Annotated in this window: 16 protein-coding genes; 8 read left to right on the forward strand and 8 right to left on the reverse strand. The window is 73.1% G+C overall.

Features of this window, described 5'->3' with window-relative positions; all coding sequences use genetic code 11:
• Positions 1-129 precede the first annotated feature (129 nt).
• Entirely contained in the window at positions 130-873 is a 744-nt protein-coding gene (locus ACZ63F_RS41400; protein WP_469719076.1) for an SDR family NAD(P)-dependent oxidoreductase, read from the reverse strand.
• 353 nt (positions 874-1226) lie between these two features.
• On the opposite strand from ACZ63F_RS41400, the gene ACZ63F_RS41405 reads away from it, so the two are divergent.
• Positions 1227-2723 (forward strand): dihydrolipoyl dehydrogenase family protein, encoded by a 1497-nt coding sequence (locus ACZ63F_RS41405; protein WP_469719078.1) that lies wholly within the window; start codon positions 1227-1229, stop codon positions 2721-2723.
• A gap of 136 nt (positions 2724-2859) precedes the next feature.
• Here the strand turns inward: ACZ63F_RS41405 and ACZ63F_RS41410 are convergent, their stop codons facing one another.
• Genes ACZ63F_RS41410 through mhpD form a run of 4 tightly spaced genes read right to left on the reverse strand, consistent with a single transcriptional unit; the run spans position 2860 to position 6473 of the window.
• A complete protein-coding gene (locus ACZ63F_RS41410; protein ID WP_469719079.1) occupies positions 2860-3702 on the reverse strand; it encodes an isocitrate lyase/PEP mutase family protein in 843 nt (280 codons plus the stop codon).
• Positions 3703-3730: 28 nt separating this feature from the next.
• Positions 3731-4744 carry a 4-hydroxy-2-oxovalerate aldolase gene (gene dmpG, locus ACZ63F_RS41415; protein WP_469719081.1) on the reverse strand — a complete coding sequence of 338 codons (1014 nt, stop codon included), beginning with the start codon at positions 4742-4744 and terminating at the stop codon, positions 3731-3733.
• On the reverse strand, positions 4741-5676 hold the full coding sequence (locus tag ACZ63F_RS41420; protein ID WP_469719083.1) for an acetaldehyde dehydrogenase (acetylating): 936 nt from the start codon (positions 5674-5676) through the stop codon (positions 4741-4743). Before ACZ63F_RS41420 ends, dmpG begins: the two co-directional genes overlap by 4 nt.
• Entirely contained in the window at positions 5673-6473 is an 801-nt protein-coding gene (gene mhpD / locus ACZ63F_RS41425) for a 2-keto-4-pentenoate hydratase (RefSeq protein ID WP_469719085.1), read from the reverse strand. Before mhpD ends, ACZ63F_RS41420 begins: the two co-directional genes overlap by 4 nt.
• A gap of 74 nt (positions 6474-6547) precedes the next feature.
• Here mhpD and ACZ63F_RS41430 point away from each other — a divergent pair, with 74 nt between their 5' ends.
• From ACZ63F_RS41430 to ACZ63F_RS41445, 4 genes are all read left to right on the forward strand, one after another.
• Positions 6548-7288 carry an IclR family transcriptional regulator gene (locus tag ACZ63F_RS41430; protein ID WP_469719087.1) on the forward strand — a complete coding sequence of 247 codons (741 nt, stop codon included), beginning with the start codon at positions 6548-6550 and terminating at the stop codon, positions 7286-7288.
• Between the two features lie 298 nt (positions 7289-7586).
• Positions 7587-8138 (forward strand): histidine phosphatase family protein, encoded by a 552-nt coding sequence (locus tag ACZ63F_RS41435; protein ID WP_469719089.1) that lies wholly within the window; start codon positions 7587-7589, stop codon positions 8136-8138.
• Between the two features lie 67 nt (positions 8139-8205).
• Complete coding sequence (locus ACZ63F_RS41440) at positions 8206-8565, forward strand: DUF6204 family protein (protein WP_469719091.1); 360 nt, start codon at positions 8206-8208, stop codon at positions 8563-8565.
• A 246-nt stretch (positions 8566-8811) separates the two neighbouring features.
• Positions 8812-10260, forward strand: coding sequence for a hypothetical protein (locus tag ACZ63F_RS41445; RefSeq protein ID WP_469719136.1), 1449 nt, complete (start codon positions 8812-8814; stop codon positions 10258-10260).
• Positions 10261-10266: 6 nt separating this feature from the next.
• Here ACZ63F_RS41445 and ACZ63F_RS41450 read toward each other — a convergent pair whose 3' ends face one another.
• Positions 10267-10701 (reverse strand): pyrophosphohydrolase domain-containing protein, encoded by a 435-nt coding sequence (locus ACZ63F_RS41450; RefSeq protein ID WP_469719092.1) that lies wholly within the window; start codon positions 10699-10701, stop codon positions 10267-10269.
• Positions 10702-10842: 141 nt separating this feature from the next.
• Here ACZ63F_RS41450 and ACZ63F_RS41455 point away from each other — a divergent pair, with 141 nt between their 5' ends.
• Entirely contained in the window at positions 10843-11841 is a 999-nt protein-coding gene (locus tag ACZ63F_RS41455) for a TAXI family TRAP transporter solute-binding subunit (RefSeq protein ID WP_469719094.1), read from the forward strand.
• A gap of 58 nt (positions 11842-11899) precedes the next feature.
• Here ACZ63F_RS41455 and ACZ63F_RS41460 read toward each other — a convergent pair whose 3' ends face one another.
• Both ACZ63F_RS41460 and ACZ63F_RS41465 read right to left on the reverse strand, forming a co-directional pair.
• Positions 11900-13297 carry a HAMP domain-containing sensor histidine kinase gene (locus ACZ63F_RS41460; RefSeq protein WP_469719096.1) on the reverse strand — a complete coding sequence of 466 codons (1398 nt, stop codon included), beginning with the start codon at positions 13295-13297 and terminating at the stop codon, positions 11900-11902.
• A 9-nt stretch (positions 13298-13306) separates the two neighbouring features.
• Positions 13307-13999: a response regulator transcription factor gene (locus tag ACZ63F_RS41465; RefSeq protein ID WP_293999046.1), complete on the reverse strand. Its 693-nt coding sequence runs from the start codon at positions 13997-13999 to the stop codon at positions 13307-13309.
• Positions 14000-14316: 317 nt separating this feature from the next.
• Between ACZ63F_RS41465 and ACZ63F_RS41470 the strand changes: the two genes are divergently transcribed.
• Positions 14317-15093 carry an amino acid ABC transporter ATP-binding protein gene (locus tag ACZ63F_RS41470; protein ID WP_352364788.1) on the forward strand — a complete coding sequence of 259 codons (777 nt, stop codon included), beginning with the start codon at positions 14317-14319 and terminating at the stop codon, positions 15091-15093.
• Positions 15094-15213: 120 nt separating this feature from the next.
• Positions 15214-16050: a glutamate ABC transporter substrate-binding protein gene (locus ACZ63F_RS41475; RefSeq protein WP_469719097.1), complete on the forward strand. Its 837-nt coding sequence runs from the start codon at positions 15214-15216 to the stop codon at positions 16048-16050.
• Positions 16051-16054: the final 4 nt, after the last annotated feature.

Raw genomic sequence — 16054 nt, forward strand, 5'->3', positions numbered from 1 at the left:
TGGGATGGGCTGGGTATGCCCCAGACCTCCGGGGGTGGTCCCCCCCCCCCCCACCCCACCACCCCCCCCCCCCCCCCCCCCCCCCCCCCCCCCCCCCGCTTCCCCTGGGGGCCGGATCCCCCCTGTGGGTCAGACGGCCGTACGGCCGCCGTCGACCGGCAGGATCGCGCCCTGCACGAAGCTCGCCGCGTCGCTCACCAGGTAGGCGATCGCCTCGGCGATCTCGCGCGCCTCCGCGGGCCGGCCGGCGGGGGCCTGGGCGTCCAGGTCGTCACCCATGACGGCCGTGCCCTCGGTGCGGGTGGGGCCGGGCTCCACGGCGTTGACGCGCACCCCCTGCGGGCCGAACTCGGCCGCCCACGACTTGGTCAGCAGGTTGACCGCCGCCTTGCTCGACGAGTACAGCGCCATCCCCGCGAGCCCGTACTCGGCGACCATGGTGCTGACGTTGACGATGGCGCCCTGCCCGCGCTCGGCCATGGCCGGGGCGAGCTCGCCCACCAGGTAGAACGGCGCCTTCACGTTCAGGTCGTAGACGGTGTCGACCTGGTCGGCGGGCGTCTGTGCCGTCGGCCCGAACGGGAAGACGCCGGCGTTGTTGACGAGGATGTCGACGCGGCCGCCGCCCAGCGCGGTGGCCTCGCGGGCCAGGCGCCGTACCGAATCGGCGTCCCTCAGGTCGGCCGCCAGGAAGTCCGCCTTGCCGCCGCGCTCCCGGACTGCGCCGACCACCCGCTCGCCACGGTCCGCGTCGCGCCCCGCGACCAGGACGTGCGCACCGCGCTCGGCGAGCAGTGCCGCGGTCGCGGCGCCGATACCGCTGGTCGCACCGGTCAGCAGGGCCACGCGTCCGGTCAGGTCAGCAGAACTCATGAGGTGTCCTTAAAGTGTGGAAAGTGGGGCGAATCCATCGTCCCGCCGCCCGCTTCGTGAGGCGACGGGAGTCCATAGCGGCAGCGGCGTTCCGGGGATTCCGCTCGCCCCATCGGCGGATCCGATGCCCCTCATAAGCGCCCCTTCCACAGGCGGTGCTTATGGCGGCTCTTCGCCGGCCGTATGGCCGTGGCGCGACCGACTGCACACGTCCCGCGGTTACATGACCCGTACGGCTCGGGGCCCCGGCGGCCCGGAACAGTGCGGACCGGCACCGATCGTCAGGTGAGGCAGCGATGAGCGAACCGAACGCAGAACCGAACGCAGAACTCCACGCAGAACCGCACGCGGGCATGAGCGCGGACACGGGCGCGGCGTCCCGGGCGGCGCCGAACGCGTCCGGGGAGAGCAGCGCGTACGACGTGATCGTCCTGGGCGCGGGGCCGGTCGGGCAGAACGTCGCGGACCGGGCCCGGGCCGCCGGGCTCTCCGTGGCCGTCGTGGAGCGGGAACTAGTCGGCGGCGAGTGCTCCTACTGGGCCTGCGTGCCCAGCAAGGCGCTGCTGCGTCCGGTCCTCGCGGTCGCCGACGCCCGCCGCGTGGACGGCGCCCGGCAGGCCGTCACCGGACAGCTCGACGACGCCGCGGTCTTCGCCCGCCGCAACCGTTACGTCACCGACTGGGACGACAGCGGGCAGGCGCTGTGGGTCAAGTCCATCGGGGCCGACCTGTTCCGCGGCCAGGGCCGGCTCGACGGGCCGCGCCGGGTCACCGTGAGCCGGGACGACGGCGCCCGGCAGACCCTCGTCGCCCGGCACGCGGTGGCCCTCGCCACCGGCAGCCGGCCCGCGCTGCCGGACATCCCGGGGATCGAGGAGGCCCGGCCCTGGACGAACCGGCACGGCACCGACTCCAGCACGGTGCCCGGCCGGCTGGTCGTGGTCGGCGGCGGCGGGGTCGGCGTGGAGATGGCGACGCTGTGGCAGGGGCTCGGATCGCAGGTCACGCTGCTCGTCCGGCGGCGGCTGCTGCCCCGCATGGAGGCGTTCGCCGGGGAACTGGTCGCCCAGGGGCTGGCCGAGGCCGGCGCGGACGTGCGGACTGGCGTCCAGGTGACCGCCCTGCGCCGCCCGGACCCGGCGGGGCCGGTGACGCTCACGCTCGACGACGGCAGCGAGCTGGAGGCCGACGAGGTCCTGTTCGCCACCGGGCGCACGCCCAACACCGACGACATCGGCCTGGAGACCGTGGGCCTGACCCCCGGTTCCTGGCTGGACGTGGACACGACCTGCCTGGTCGACGGGGTCGAGGGGGCGTGGCTGTACGGCCTCGGCGACGTCAACCACCGCGCCCTCCTCACCCACCAGGGCAAGTACCAGGGGCGGACGGCCGGTGACGCCATCGGCGCTCGCGCCGCCGGGCGGCCGCTGGACGACCAGGACTGGGGCGACCACGCCACGACCGCCGACCGGCATGCCGTGGCCCAGGTCTTCTTCACCGACCCGGAGGCGGGCGCGGTGGGCCTGAGCGCCGAGCAGGCGGCCGCCGCCGGGCACCGCGTCGAGACGGTCGACCTCGACCTGAACGCCGCCCAGGGCGCCAACCTCTACGCCGACGGCTACACCGGCCACGCCCGGCTGGTCGTCGACACCGACAGGGACGTGCTGCTCGGGGTGACCATGGTCGGGTCCGGGGTCAGCGAGCTGCTGCACGCGGCCACCATCGCGGTCGCCGGCGAGGTCCCCCTCAAACGCCTCCGGCACGCGATCGCCCCGTTCCCCACGGTCAGCGAGATCTGGGTGTTCCTCGTCGCGGCGTACCGACGGCAGCGGGAGCAGTCGCACGCCTGAGCAGGGCGTGAGCGCCCCGGTAGGGGCCGCTGGGAGGGCCCCCGGCGGAAGGCCGGGGGCGGAACTGCGCGGCCGGCCAAGACGCGCCGCGCCCGCCCGACGGCGCACCGCCGGCCCAGCCGCCGCTGACGGGCCGTCACCTGCGGAAGAGCTCGTTCAGGTCCGTCTGCGAGAGCTGGTTGTCGGCGTAGGAGAAGGTCCCCCGCTCCGCCAGCTCCCGGGCCGCGGCGAGCAGTTGGGCGTACATCGCGCGGGCGATGCTGCCGCCCACCGTGACCCGGCGCACGCCGAGTCCGCGGAGGTCGGCCAGCGAGAGGGCGCCGCCCGTCAGGCCCATCACCACGTTCAGCGGGCCGTCGATCTCCCGGACCAGGGTGCCGATCGTCCCGGCGTCGGCCGCGCCCGGCACGAACGCGCAGTCGGCGCCCGCCGCGAGATACGCGTTCGCCCGCCGTACCGCCTCGTCGAGCGGTCCGCCGGTGAGCAGCACGTCGGTGCGGCCGACGAGGACGAACGGCTCGCCGGCCGCGTCGACCGCCTCGCGCGCGGCGCGGATCCGCTCGGCCGCGAGCTCCGGGTCGTACAGCGGCCGGGAGCGGTCGCCGGTGAAGTCCTCGATGTTGCCGCCCGCCGCTCCCGCCGCGAGCGTCATCGAGATCGTCTCGGCCACGGTCCCGGGCGCCTCGCCGAACCCGTCCTCCAGGTCGGCGCTGACCGGGACGCGCACCTCGGCGGCGATCTCCCGGATCCGGTCCACCATCGTCGCGCGGTCGACCCGGCCGCCGCCGTAGTCGTGGTCCGCGCGGCCCAGGGAGAAGGCGATGCCCGCGCTGGTGGTGGCCACGGCCGGGAAACCGGCCGACTCCAGGACGCGGGCGCTCCCCGCGTCCCAGGCGTTGGGCAGCAGGAAGCAGCCCTCCCGGTGCAACTCCACGAAGCGTGCGGCCCGTTCCCGGCGTTGAGTGTCCACGCCGGACATCCTGTCAGCCGGCACCGACAATCAGGCGTCAGCGGCTCCCGGCGAGGTCCAGGGCGATGTCGGTGATCATGTCCTCCTGCCCGCCGACCAGCTTGCGGTGGCCCACCTCGACCAGGATCGCCCGGGTGTCCAGGCCGTGCCGGCGGGCGGCGGCCTCGGCGTGCCGCAGGAAGCTGGAGTACACGCCGGCGTAGCCGAGGGTGAGGGTCTCGCGGTCCACCCGCACCTCGCGGTCCTGCAGCGGTCGTACGACGTCGTCGGCGGCGTCCATCAGCGGGAAGAGTGCGCAGCCGTGCTCCCAGCCCATCAGGTCGGCGACCGCGACGAACGCCTCCAGGGGGCAGTTGCCGGCCCCGGCGCCCTGCCCGGCGAGGGAGGCGTCGACGCGGGTGACGCCGTTCTCGACGGCGACGACCGAGTTGGCCACGCCCAGGCCGAGGTTGTGGTGGGCGTGGATGCCGAGTTCGGTGGCCGGGTCGAGGAGGTCCCGGTAGGCGCGGACGCGGTCCCGGACGCCGTCCATGGTCAGCCGGCCGCCGGAGTCGGTGACGTACACGCAGTGCGCGCCGTAGGACTCCATCAGCTTGGCCTGGCGGGCCAGTTCGGCGGGCTCGGCGAGGTGGGACATCATCAGGAAGCCCGCCACGTCCATGCCCAGCTCCCGCGCGGCGGCGATGTGCTGGGCGGAGATGTCGGCCTCCGTGCAGTGGGTGGCGACACGGACCGAGCGGACGCCCAGGGAGTGCGCCTGCTCGAGGTCGTGGAGCGTGCCGATGCCCGGCAGGAGGAGGGTGGTCGGGACGGAGTTGCGTACGGCGTCGACGACCGCCTCGATCCACTCCCAGTCGGTGTGCGCGCCGACGCCGTAGGTGACGCTGGAGCCGGACAGGCCGTCGCCGTGGGCCACCTCGACGGCGCGGACCCCGGCCGCGTCGAGGGCGGCGGCGATGGTGCGGGCCTGGTCGACGGTGTAGCGGTGGCGGACGGCGTGCATGCCGTCCCGCAGGGTGACGTCCTGGACGTACAGACGGGTACCGGTCATCGGGACGCCACCTCCGGGGCACGGCGGGCGGCCATGCGTTCCGCGGTGCGCAGCGCGGCCGAGGTCATGATGTCGAGGTTGCCGGCGTAGGCGGGCAGGTAGTGGGCGGCGCCCTCCACCTCCAGGAAGACGGAGACCTTCACCGCGTCGCCGCCGGGGGCAAGGGTGCGCAGCGGGTCGTCGGCGGGCACCCGCTCGAACTGCACCTGCTGCTTGAGGCGGTAGCCGGGGACGTAGGTCTGCACCCGGGCGACCATCTCCGCCACGGAGTCGGCCACGCGCGCGTCGTCGCAGTCGCCGACCAGGCAGTGCACGGTGTCCCGCATGACGAGCGGCGGCTCGGCCGGGTTGAGCACGATGATCGCCTTGCCGCGGGCCGCGCCGCCGACCCTCTCGAGGGCGGACGCCGTGGTCTCGGTGAACTCGTCGATGTTGGCGCGGGTGCCGGGCCCGGCGGAGCGGGAGGAGATCGAGGCGACGATCTCGCCGTAGTGGACCTGTGTCACGGCGTTGACGGCGGCGACGACCGGGATGGTGGCCTGGCCGCCGCAGGTGACCATGTTGACGTTCGGGGCGTCCAGGTGGGCGTCGCCGTTGACGGGCGGCACGACGTACGGGCCGAGCGCGGCCGGGGTGAGGTCGACGACCGTGCGGCCGAGGGCGCGCAGCACCTCGTCGTGGCGGCGATGGGCGCCGGCGGAGGTGGCGTCGAAGACGACCGACACGTCCTCGAACTCGTCCAGACCGACCAGGCCGTCGACGCCCTCGTGGGTGGTGGCCACCTTCAGGCGCCGGGCGCGGGCCAGGCCGTCCGAGTCCGGGTCGACGCCGGCCATGGCGGCGATCTCCAGGCTCTCCGACAGCCGCAGGATCTTGATCATCAGGTCGGTGCCGATGTTCCCTGACCCGATGACGGCGACCTTGGTGGTCATGCGCCGGCCCCTTCCGTGGCGAAGGCGACCCCGACCGTGCCGAGGCCCTCGATTCGGGCGGTGAACTCGTCGCCCCCGGCGGCGACCGCCATCGGGCCGAGCGCGCCGGTCAGGACGATGTCGCCGGCCCGCAGCGGGTCGCCGAGACCGGCCAGGGTGCCGGCGAGCCAGCGGGCGGCGGTGAGCGGGCTGCCCAGGCAGTCGGCGCCGGTGCCCTGCGAGACCGCCTCGCCGTTCCTGGCCAGGGTCATCCGGACCCCGCGCAGGTCGACGCGGTCCAGCGGGACCGGGGTGCCGCCGAGGACGAACAGCCCGCAGGAGGCGTTGTCGGCGACGGTGTCGACGATGGTGATGTCCCAGTCGGCGATCCGGCTGTCCACGATCTCCAGCGCGGGCAGCGCGAAGGCGGTGGCCCGCAGCAGGTCGGCGACGGTCGGGTCGCGGTGGGGCAGGTCGGCGGCGAGCACCAGGGCGACCTCGGCCTCGACCTTGGGCTGGAGCAGCCGCCCGGCCGGGACCGGCTCCCCCTCGCCGACCGCCATGTCGGCGAAGAGGGCCCCGAAGTCGGGCCGGCCGACCCCGAGCTGGCGCTGTACGGCGGGCGAGGTCAGCCCGATCTTGCGGCCGACGAGCCGGCGGCCGGCGGCCACGCCCCGCTCGACGTGCAGCCGCTGCACCGCGTACGCGGTCTCGATGTCGCCCTCGGGGAGCAGGGCGCGGACGGGGGCGCAGGGCGTGCCGGTGCGGGTGGCTTCCTCGAGGACGTCGGCCACCTTGGTGACGAGGTCAGGGCTCATGCCGACAGGTATAGGCGGGTGCCCGGAAACGCGGCAAAATGTGTTCCGTGATACGGAACGGCAGTCAGGGAAACATGCTCGACAAGGCGGTGGCGGTGCTGGACTGCTTCCGCCCGGAGGGCGGTGCGTTCCGCCTGACGGAACTGGCGGCGCGCTCGAAGCTGCCCAAGACCACCGTGTTCCGGCTCTGCGCCGACCTGGTCAGGCTCGGCCTGCTGGAACGGGACGCGGACACCTACCGGCTCGGCGGCGCCCTCTTCGAACTGGGCTCGCTGGTGCCGCGCCGGCACGACCTGCGGGAGGCCGCGCTGCCGTTCCTCCAGGACCTGTTCGAGGCCACCCACGAGACCGTGCACCTCGGCGTGCGCGAGGGCCACGAGGTCGTCTATGTCGAGCGCATCCACGGCCACGACGCCCTGCGGCTGCCGTCCCGGATCGGCGGCCGGCTGCCGCTGACCTGCACCGGGGTCGGCAAGGCCCTGCTGGCGTTCTCGGGCGCCGAACTGGTCGAGGAGGTGCTGGCCGCGCCGCTGCCCCGCCTCACCCCGCACTCGATCACGGACCCCGGCCGGCTGCGCACGGCCGTCGAGCAGGCCCAGGTCGCGGGCCTCGCGTACGAGGAGGAAGAGGCCGCGCCGGGGGTCAGCTGCATCGCGGCACCCGTCTTCGCCGGCCCCACCGCGGTCGCGGCGCTCTCGGTGGCCGTACCCTGCGGCCGCTTCCGCCCGGCACAACTGGCCCCGGCAGTACGAACGGCGGCCCTGGGCCTCTCCCGGTCCCTACGCGGCGTCAGGCACCCGCCGGGTACGGCGTGAATGTGCCGTGACGGTGTACGCAGCCGCAGCCGCAGCCGGTTCGGGAGCGGCGGATCGGCTGCCGCACCGTCGACGGACTCGACGCCGATCGCGGAGGCGGACTGCGTAGGCGGACGCCGGACTGCGGAGGCGGACGCCGGACTGCGGACGCGGACGGCGGACTGCGACGGATGGCGGATGGCGGACTGCGACGGCTGACGGAGACGGCTGACGGCTGACGGCTGACGGCGTACTGTCGTGCCCGTCCGGCACCCGCCCTCGCCGGTGCCCGTTGTACGACCGAGGAGGGACTTCCCCTGTGACCTGCCGAGTCGTCCTCGTGGCGCCCGCCGTCACCCCCTCGCTGCGGCGGGCCCGATTCGACGACGGCGACTCGATCGAGAGGCCCGGGGCGGTGGCGCTGTCCTTGCCGGCCGCGGGCGGGGAGGTCAGCTCGCCGAGTGTGCGGTGCCGGGAGACGGCGGCCGCGCTGGGCCTGGACGCCTTGGTGGAGCCCGAGCTGGCGGGCCTGGACGCGGGGCGCTGGCGGGGGCGGACGCTGGAGGAGGTCGGCACCGCCGAACCCGACGCGCTGCTCCAGTGGCTGACCGACCCGGCGGCCGCGCCGCACGGCGGCGAATCGGTAAGGGAGTTGTGCGCACGGGTCACCGGCTGGCTGGACCGGACGGCTCTGACCGCCGGCAGGACGATCGCCGTGGTGGAGCCGGAAGTGGTGCGGGCCGTGGTGCTGCACGCGCTGGGTGCGCCCGAGGCCGCGTTCTGGCGCGTGGACGTCCCGCCGCTGTCGGCGACGGAGATCACGGGCGGCCCCGGACGCTGGAACCTGCGGCTCGGCCAGGCCGGCGGCTAGGTACCGGTCCGGCGGGGCGCCGGAAATGCGGTGGAGCGGTGCGCCGCGTCCTGCCTAGGGTCGCGCCATGACCACCCGCACCTTCCGCGTCACCGTCCGCGGCGTCTTCGACGGCCTCAGCGCCGAGCAGCGCGCCGAACTGCTCTCCCATGCCGCCGAGCACGACGTGCTGCGCGCGGCCTTCACGCCCGAGGGCCACCTCAGTTACGACATCACCGCCCGTCCGGCCTTCACCTTCCGCTTCCAGGACACCGGGGAGGAAGAGGAGGACATCCTGGCGGCGACCGAGCGCGCCGAGGAGGCGGCCGTGGCGTGGCTCACCGAGCGCGGCTACGGCTACAAGAACCTCAGGTCCAGCGCGGAGGACCTCTCCCAGGCGCCCTTGAGCAAGCGGCAGCGCCGGGCGGCCGCGCAGCGGCAGGACTGACCCCGGCTCCAACTCCTCTTCCGGCGCCGCCGGATACGGCCACGGGGGCCTGAAGTCGCCGTGGCTCAGGTCACGTCGAGATGTGGGCGGATTGTGGGGAGCCTGTGCCACGGGCGTGGCATGCTCGGGGGCCACACCGGGTTACCGGCCGGTACTGCCCATCGGTAACCACGTTCGGTGTCTCTTCGCCACCCCCCACCCTCAGGACTGACCTTGCGCAGACGCACAAGGCTCGGGCATGCCCTCATGCCCGGCTTCGCCATGACCGCCCTCCTCCTCGCCGCCGGCTGCGCCTCACCGCCGCACCAGACCGCCGCCGACGGCCGTGCGCGGGAGGCCGCCCAGGTCTCCGACGGCTCCAGCGCCGCCGCCCGCGCGGACGGCCGGACGCTCGCCGTCGCCGCCGCACCGGCCACCGCCGCGACCACGGCCGCGGGCTCGGCGGGTGCGGGCCGGCCGGCGCACCGCACCACGCTCACCGTCACCTCGTACGACAGCAAAACCCGACGTGCCGTCATATCCTCCGCGAAGCAGGGCAGTTCGGCGAGCAAGGGGAAGGCGGGCGCGCCCGCCGTCTCCCCCAGCCCCGCGGCGCCGTCGCCGTCAGCGTCACCGTCGGCATCCGGACCCGCATCCGCATCCGCCCAGCAGGCCGCCGTCGGTGACGTCATCGCCAGCGCCCCCGCGCCCGGCGCCCCGGACGGGCTGCTCGCCAAGGTGACGAAGGTGCTCGGCGAGACCGACGCCGGCACCGAGGTGCAGACCGAGCCCGCGACCCTCGACGCCCTGCTCGGCGACGACACCGCGAAGGGCACCGTGCCCGTCGACCCGGCCGCCTTCGACGTCGACAAGCTGCTGCCCGACGTCAAGGTCTCCTGGTCCAGGACCGGTGACGTGCACGTCGGCCCCGAGGGCGCCCATGTGCCGCTCGGCAGCCTCCGTCTGGACGTCAGCACCGAGGTGCCGGCCGCCGAGGGTGCGCCGGCCTCCGCCGCGGCCTCGGTCGCGGGCTTCGTGCAGGTCGCCCCGCAGGTGGACTTCGCCTACGGCGGCGCGGGCACCGGCACCGCGCCCGGCTCCGCCTACCTCGGGGTCTCCGGCGACTGGAACTCCGGCTGGGCGGTCAAGGGGCGGGCCGGGGCCACCGCGACCCCGCTGCGCATCCCGTTCGCCAAGCTGCACGCCGACCCCGTCCTCCAGGTCGGCGCGGTCCCCGTCGTCGTCAACCTCGACCTGACCTGCTACCTCCAGGTGAGCGGCGACGGCAGGATCACCGTCGACGTGGAGCAGAACCTGAAGGGCGGCTTCAAGGCGGGCGGCACCTTCGGCACGGCCCAGGGCTGGACGCCGGTCAGCAGCTCGACCATGACGAGCACGCCGGTGCGCACCTCGGTGACCACATCGGGAAGCGTCCGCACCGCGCTGGGCGCCGAGGCCTCCGTCGGCCTCTACGGCAGCGTGGGCGTCACCGCCGACCTGGCGCCGTACCTGCGGGGCGAGGCCACCGGCACGGTCACCGCCACCTCGGCGACCCCGGGCGCGGATGCCCAGGGCGCCTGGAACCTGTACGGAGGTGTCGACCTCTCCGGCACCCTCCGCCTCCAGCTGTCGGTCTTCGGCACGCCGGTACTGGAGCGGGGCATCCCGCTGGGCACCCTGCACCGCGAGTGGAAGCTGGCGGGCGGCACCCTCTGACGCAGGTCAGTCCGCGCCGCCCGGTATCCAGCCCTGGCCGCGCAGCACCGCCGAGACGTCCGGCGCCCGGTAGTGCTCCCCCTTGAGCACCTTGCCGTCGGCCCGGCGGGCCACCTGCCCGTCGGGCCCCAGCTTGCTCATGTTGGACCGGTGGATCTCGGCGAGCACCTCGTCGAGGTCGATCCCGTGCACCAGTGCGGTGCCGTACGCCACGTAGACCACGTCCGCGAGCTCGTGCGCGAGCCGGTCGAGCGGCCCCTCGACCGCGACCTCGGCGACCTCCGCGGCCTCCTCGGCGAGCAGCTCCCCGCGGTGCGCGGCCAGTTCGGGAGAGACCTCGGCCGGCGTGGTGCGGGCAGCCAGGCCGAAGGCGTGGTGGAACTCCCGGACGAGCCGGGCGGGCGAGGCACCGGTCGGGGCACCGGGGACGGAACTGGTCATGCGAACGACTGTAGCTCCCGCCACTGACAGTCCCGGCTCGACGCCGTGCCCCGGCCCCGGCCCTGGTCCCGAGCCCGGTCCCACCCCTGGTCCCGACCCCGGCCCTGGTCAGGACGGTGACCTGCTGGCAGGATCGCGCGCATGCCCAAGCTGCTCCCCCGTATCGGCAGACGCCGCGCCCTCCAGTGCGCGGCCGCCGGCGTCGTCGCGTTCGGTCTGCTGCTGTGGTGGCTGCTGCCGCTCGGTGAGAAGCCGCCGACCGGGACGATCGTCTTCAGCACCGGGACGCTGCGCGGCGTCTACCAGGAGTACGGCGAACGGCTGCGCACCGAGCTGCGCAAGGACATGCCCGGCCTGAAGGTGAAGCTGGTGCAGAGCAACGGATCGTACGAGAACGTACGGCGGGTGGCGACCGGCCACGCCGACTTCACCATCGCGGCGGCCGACGCGGTGGAGACGTACGAGCTGAACGGCGGCCAGGACGCCGGACGGCTGCGCGGTGTGGCCCGGCTCTACGACGACTACGTCCAGCTCGTCGTACCCCGCGACTCGGGCATCACCGGCGTCGCGCAGCTGCGGCACAAGCGGGTGGCGATCGGGCTGCCCAACTCGGGGGTGCGGCTGATCGCCGACCGGGTGCTCAGGGCCGCCGGAATGGACCCGGCGAAGGACATCACACCGGTGTCCGACGGCATAGACACCGGCCCGGACCAGCTGCGGGACGGCAAGATCGACGCGTTCTTCTGGTCGGGCGGCCTGCCGACCAAGGGGCTGCTCGACCTGGCGAAGAAGTTCAGCTTCACGTTCGTCCCGATCGGCGAGGGCCTCGTCGCCAAACTGCACACCGAAGGCGCGGCCTCGCTGTACTACCGGGCGACCAACATGCCGGAGTCGGCGTACCCGTCCGTGCAGCAGGGCACGACGGTGCCCACGATCGCGGTGTCCAACGTCCTGATGACCCGCAAGGACGTCGACCCGCGCCTCACCGAGTGGGTGACCCGCACGGTCATCAAGAGCCGTGACGACATCGGCAACCACGTCCACTCGGCCCAGCTGGTGGACCTGCGCACGGCGATCTACACGGACCCGCTGCCACTGCAGGAGGGGGCGCGCCGCTACTACCGCTCGGTGAAGCCCTGAAGCGCCCCGTCAGGAGCCAGGGAGGACCCCTCGCTCACCCCTCTCACCCGTCCCTCGCTCACCCGCCCCGCGGCACGGTCACCGTCACCCGCAACCCCCGCGGCTCATGGTGCTCGCAGGACAGCGAACCGCCGCCCGCCGCCAGCAACGCCCGCGTGATCGACAGCCCCAGCCCCGACCCCTTCACGTTCTGATGCCGCCCGCTCCGCCAGAACCGGTCCCCCACGCGCGCGAGTTCCTCGTCCGTCAGCCCCGGCCCCGTGTCGGTCACCACGACCGTGGACACGTCGCCCTCGGCGCGTACGGTCACCTCCACCAGACCCCCCTCCGGCGTGAACTTCACCGCGTTGTCGATCACCGCGTCCAGCGCGCTGGACAGCGTGACCGGGTCGGCCCACCCGGTGGTCGGCGCGCAGTCCCCGGTCAGCCGGACCCCCTTCGCCGCGGCGGCCGGCGCCCACGCGGCGATCCGCTCCTCGGCCAGCCTGCCGAGGTCGGTCGTCATCAGGTCCGCATCGGCGTGCTCGGCCAGCGCCAGGTCGAGCAGGTCGTCCAGGACCTGCGCGAGCCGCTTGCCCTCGGTGCGGACCGAGGCGATCTCCTCGTTGTCCTCGGGCAGTTCGAGGGCGAGCAGCTCGATGCGCAGCAGCAGCGCGGACAGGGGGTTGCGCAGCTGGTGGGAGGCGTCGGCGACGAAGGCGCGCTGCTGCTCCAGCACGTCCTCGACGTTGTCCGCCATCTCGTTGAACGCCCGGGCCAGCCGTCTGAGTTCCGGCGGACCGCCGGCCGCCGCGACCCGGGACTTGAGCCGGCCGCTGGCGATCGCGTGCGTGGTGGCGTCGAGCACCCGGACCGGCCGCAGCACCCACCCGGTCAGCCGCAGCGCCGCGCCGACGGCCAGCAGCATCGCCGTGCACTCGCCGGCGCCGATGACCAGCCAGTCGCGCAGGGTGCGGGAACGCATCGGGCCGGTGGGCGAGTCGGTGACCACCACGGCGACGACGTCGCCGTCCCGGATCACCGGTGAGGCCACCACCAGCCGGCTGCGCTGCCACGGCCACACCTGTGCGGGATCGTGGCTGCGGCGGCTGAGCAGGGACTCGTCGAAGGCCTCCCGGACCTCGCCGGTCGTCGGCAGCACCCAGTCGTCGGGCGCGTTGGCCATGGAGGACGCGTTCCGGTAGAAGACGCCCGCTCGGATGCCGTAGACGCCGTAGTAGCTGGCGAGTTCGCGGCGGAGGGTCTCCAGGCGGTCGTCCGTGCTCGTGGGGCGTGCGCTGGTGGGCGTGTCGGTGACGAACTGGGCGAGGGCGGCGAACCGCGCGGTGTCGTCGATGCGGTCGACGACGACCTTCTGCTGCTGCGCGGCGGCCGTGCTGACGGCGAGCGGGACGCCGAGCGCGAGCAGCACGGCCGCCATCAGGACGATGAGCAGCGGAAGGAGGCGTGTGCGCACCCGTCCCCGCTACGCGGCCGGGGCGACGAGCCGGTAGCCCACGCCGCGTACGGTCTCGATGAGCGCGGGCATGCGCAGCTTGGCGCGCAGGGAGGCGACGTGCACCTCCAGGGTGCGGCCGGTCCCCTCCCAGCTGGTGCGCCAGACCTCGCTGATGATCTGCTCCCGGCGGAAGACCACGCCGGGCCGCTGGGCGAGCAGCGCCAGCAGGTCGAACTCCTTGCGGGTGAGCTGGACGACCTTGCCGTCCACGCTGACCTGGCGGGTGGGGAGTTCGATGCGGACGGCGCCGAGCCGCAGCGCGCTGTCGCCGTCGGCGCCGGCCTGGCCGTCCTCGTGGTGGGTGCGCCGGCTGACGGCGTGGATCCGGGCGAGCAGTTCCCCGGTGTCGTACGGCTTCACCACGTAGTCGTCGGCGCCGAGGTTGAGGCCGTGGATGCGGGAGCGGACGTCCGAGCGGGCCGTCACCATGATGACCGGGGTGCTGGTGCGCTTGCGGATCTTGCCGCAGACCTCGTAGCCGTCCTGGTCGGGCAGGCCGAGGTCGAGCAGGACGACGTCGTAGCCGTCGCTCTCGGGGACGAGGGCGCGGAGAGCCTCCTCGCCGCTGCGGGCGTGGGTGACGGAGAAGCCGTGCCGGGCCAGGACCGCGGAGAGTGCGGCGGCGACGTGGTTGTCGTCCTCGACGAGCAGCAGTCTCATCCCGGCCCCCTCCGGTTCAGCGGTCGTACGGTCGTGGTTCGTCGTCGGCTTGCCTGCGGAAAACCCACGCGTTGCGAAAAGCGTGCACGCGCGCGTGCACGAGGAGCAGTCACGCTGATGGACGCCGACGGCGTCAAGTGGGTTCCGGTGGCGCGCGGGTTCCGTTACGCGGCCGATACCCGGGCGGCCGCCGGTGCTACGAGCCGTGTCCGACTGCTACCGGATCGTGATGCTCAGATCTCCCTCAGATGTAATGACGCTGGTCATCCGCCCTCACTACATTCCTCCGCAACCGAGGAGGACGGAGCCCGAAAGCGATGACCGAAGTATCGGTGGCCGAGCAGGACGTGGCCGCGACCGGCGAACTGGTCGTCCTGAAGAGTGTCAACAAGCACTTCGGCGCGTTGCACGTGCTCCAGGACATCGACCTGACGATCGCCCGCGGTGAGGTCGTCGTGGTGATCGGGCCCTCCGGGTCCGGCAAGTCCACGTTGTGCCGCACCGTCAACCGTCTGGAGACCATCGACTCCGGATCGATCACCATCGACGGCAGGCCGCTGCCCCAGGAGGGCAAGGAGCTGGCCCGGCTGCGCGCCGACGTCGGCATGGTCTTCCAGTCCTTCAATCTCTTCGCCCACAAGACAGTGCTCGAGAACGTGATGCTCGGGCAGGTCAAGGTCCGCAAGGCGGACCGGAAGCAGGCCGAGGAGAAGGCGCGCGCCCTGCTCGACCGGGTCGGCGTGGGCACCCAGGCCGACAAGTACCCCGCACAGCTCTCCGGCGGCCAGCAGCAGCGCGTCGCCATCGCGCGGGCGCTGGCCATGGACCCGAAGGTCATGCTCTTCGACGAGCCGACCTCGGCCCTCGACCCCGAGATGATCAACGAGGTCCTGGAGGTCATGCAGCAGCTGGCCAGGGACGGCATGACGATGATCGTGGTCACCCACGAGATGGGCTTCGCCCGCTCGGCCGCGAACCGGGTGGTCTTCATGGCCGACGGCCGGATCGTCGAACAGGCCACCCCGGACCAGTTCTTCAGCAACCCGAGCAGCGACCGGGCCAAGGACTTCCTGTCGAAGATCCTGCACCACTGAGGCGCGGCAGACCCCGCTCCCTTTTCACAGAGCTCTTCCGCAGACCTCTGCACCGAGTTCTTCGCAGAGCTCTTCACCGAGCTCTTCACAGCCGTCTCACCACAACGAGGGATGTTCATCATGCAGCTCCGCAAGGTCACCGCCGCCTCGGCCGCCGTGCTCGCGCTCGCCCTGTCCGCCACGGCGTGCGGCAGCGGCGACAAGGACGACAGCGGTTCCTCGGGCGGCGGCAAGATCAAGATCGGCATCAAGTACGACCAGCCCGGTCTCGGCCTCCAGGAGCCCGACGGTTCCTTCTCCGGCTTCGACGTCGACGTGGCCACCTATGTCGCCGGGCAGCTGGGTTACAAGCCGAACCAGATCGAGTTCGTGCAGACCAAGAGCGCCGACCGGGAGAACGCCCTCGCGCGCGGTGACGTGAAGTTCATCGCGGCCACCTACTCGATCACCGACGAGCGCAAGGCGAAGGTGGACTTCGCCGGCCCGTACCTGCTGGCCCACCAGGACCTGCTGGTCAAGAAGGACTCGACGATCGCCAAGGGCGCGGACCTCAACGGCAAGAAGCTCTGTTCCGTGACGGGTTCGACCTCGGCGCAGAACATCCAGAAGACGATCGCGCCGCAGGCCAACCTCAAGGCGGTCGGCACCTACTCGGAGTGCATCGCCGGCCTGCAGAGCGGCGCCGTCGACGCGGTGACCACGGACGACTCGATCCTCGCGGGCTTCGCCGCGCAGGACAAGTACAAGGGCCAGTTCAAGCTCGCCGGCCTGAAGCTGAGCAACGAGAACTACGGCATCGGCGTCAAGAAGGGCGACTCCGCGACCCTCGACAAGATCAACAAGGCGCTGGAGAAGATGGTCGGCGACGGTTCCTGGGACAAGGCCGTCACCAAGAACTTCGGCCCGGCGAACTACAAGAACGAGCCCGCCCCGAAGATCGGCGTGATCGTCAAGTAAGGCA

It is taken from the genome of Streptomyces sp. NPDC104761 (assembly GCF_055583445.1).

What these genes read in the sequence shown, in the direction of transcription:
- ACZ63F_RS41400 (WP_469719076.1), bottom strand. Translation starts at nt 873, where the DNA reads ATGAGTTCTGCTGACCTGACCGGACGCGTGGCCCTGCTGACCGGTGCG.
- ACZ63F_RS41405 (WP_469719078.1), top strand. Translation starts at nt 1,227, where the DNA reads ATGAGCGCGGACACGGGCGCGGCGTCCCGGGCGGCGCCGAACGCGTCC.
- ACZ63F_RS41410 (WP_469719079.1), bottom strand. Translation starts at nt 3,702, where the DNA reads ATGTCCGGCGTGGACACTCAACGCCGGGAACGGGCCGCACGCTTCGTG.
- dmpG (WP_469719081.1), bottom strand. Translation starts at nt 4,744, where the DNA reads ATGACCGGTACCCGTCTGTACGTCCAGGACGTCACCCTGCGGGACGGC.
- ACZ63F_RS41420 (WP_469719083.1), bottom strand. Translation starts at nt 5,676, where the DNA reads ATGACCACCAAGGTCGCCGTCATCGGGTCAGGGAACATCGGCACCGAC.
- mhpD (WP_469719085.1), bottom strand. Translation starts at nt 6,473, where the DNA reads ATGAGCCCTGACCTCGTCACCAAGGTGGCCGACGTCCTCGAGGAAGCC.
- ACZ63F_RS41430 (WP_469719087.1), top strand. Translation starts at nt 6,548, where the DNA reads ATGCTCGACAAGGCGGTGGCGGTGCTGGACTGCTTCCGCCCGGAGGGC.
- ACZ63F_RS41440 (WP_469719091.1), top strand. Translation starts at nt 8,206, where the DNA reads ATGACCACCCGCACCTTCCGCGTCACCGTCCGCGGCGTCTTCGACGGC.
- ACZ63F_RS41445 (WP_469719136.1), top strand. Translation starts at nt 8,812, where the DNA reads ATGCCCGGCTTCGCCATGACCGCCCTCCTCCTCGCCGCCGGCTGCGCC.
- ACZ63F_RS41450 (WP_469719092.1), bottom strand. Translation starts at nt 10,701, where the DNA reads ATGACCAGTTCCGTCCCCGGTGCCCCGACCGGTGCCTCGCCCGCCCGG.
- ACZ63F_RS41455 (WP_469719094.1), top strand. Translation starts at nt 10,843, where the DNA reads ATGCCCAAGCTGCTCCCCCGTATCGGCAGACGCCGCGCCCTCCAGTGC.
- ACZ63F_RS41465 (WP_293999046.1), bottom strand. Translation starts at nt 13,999, where the DNA reads ATGAGACTGCTGCTCGTCGAGGACGACAACCACGTCGCCGCCGCACTC.
- ACZ63F_RS41470 (WP_352364788.1), top strand. Translation starts at nt 14,317, where the DNA reads ATGACCGAAGTATCGGTGGCCGAGCAGGACGTGGCCGCGACCGGCGAA.
- ACZ63F_RS41475 (WP_469719097.1), top strand. Translation starts at nt 15,214, where the DNA reads ATGCAGCTCCGCAAGGTCACCGCCGCCTCGGCCGCCGTGCTCGCGCTC.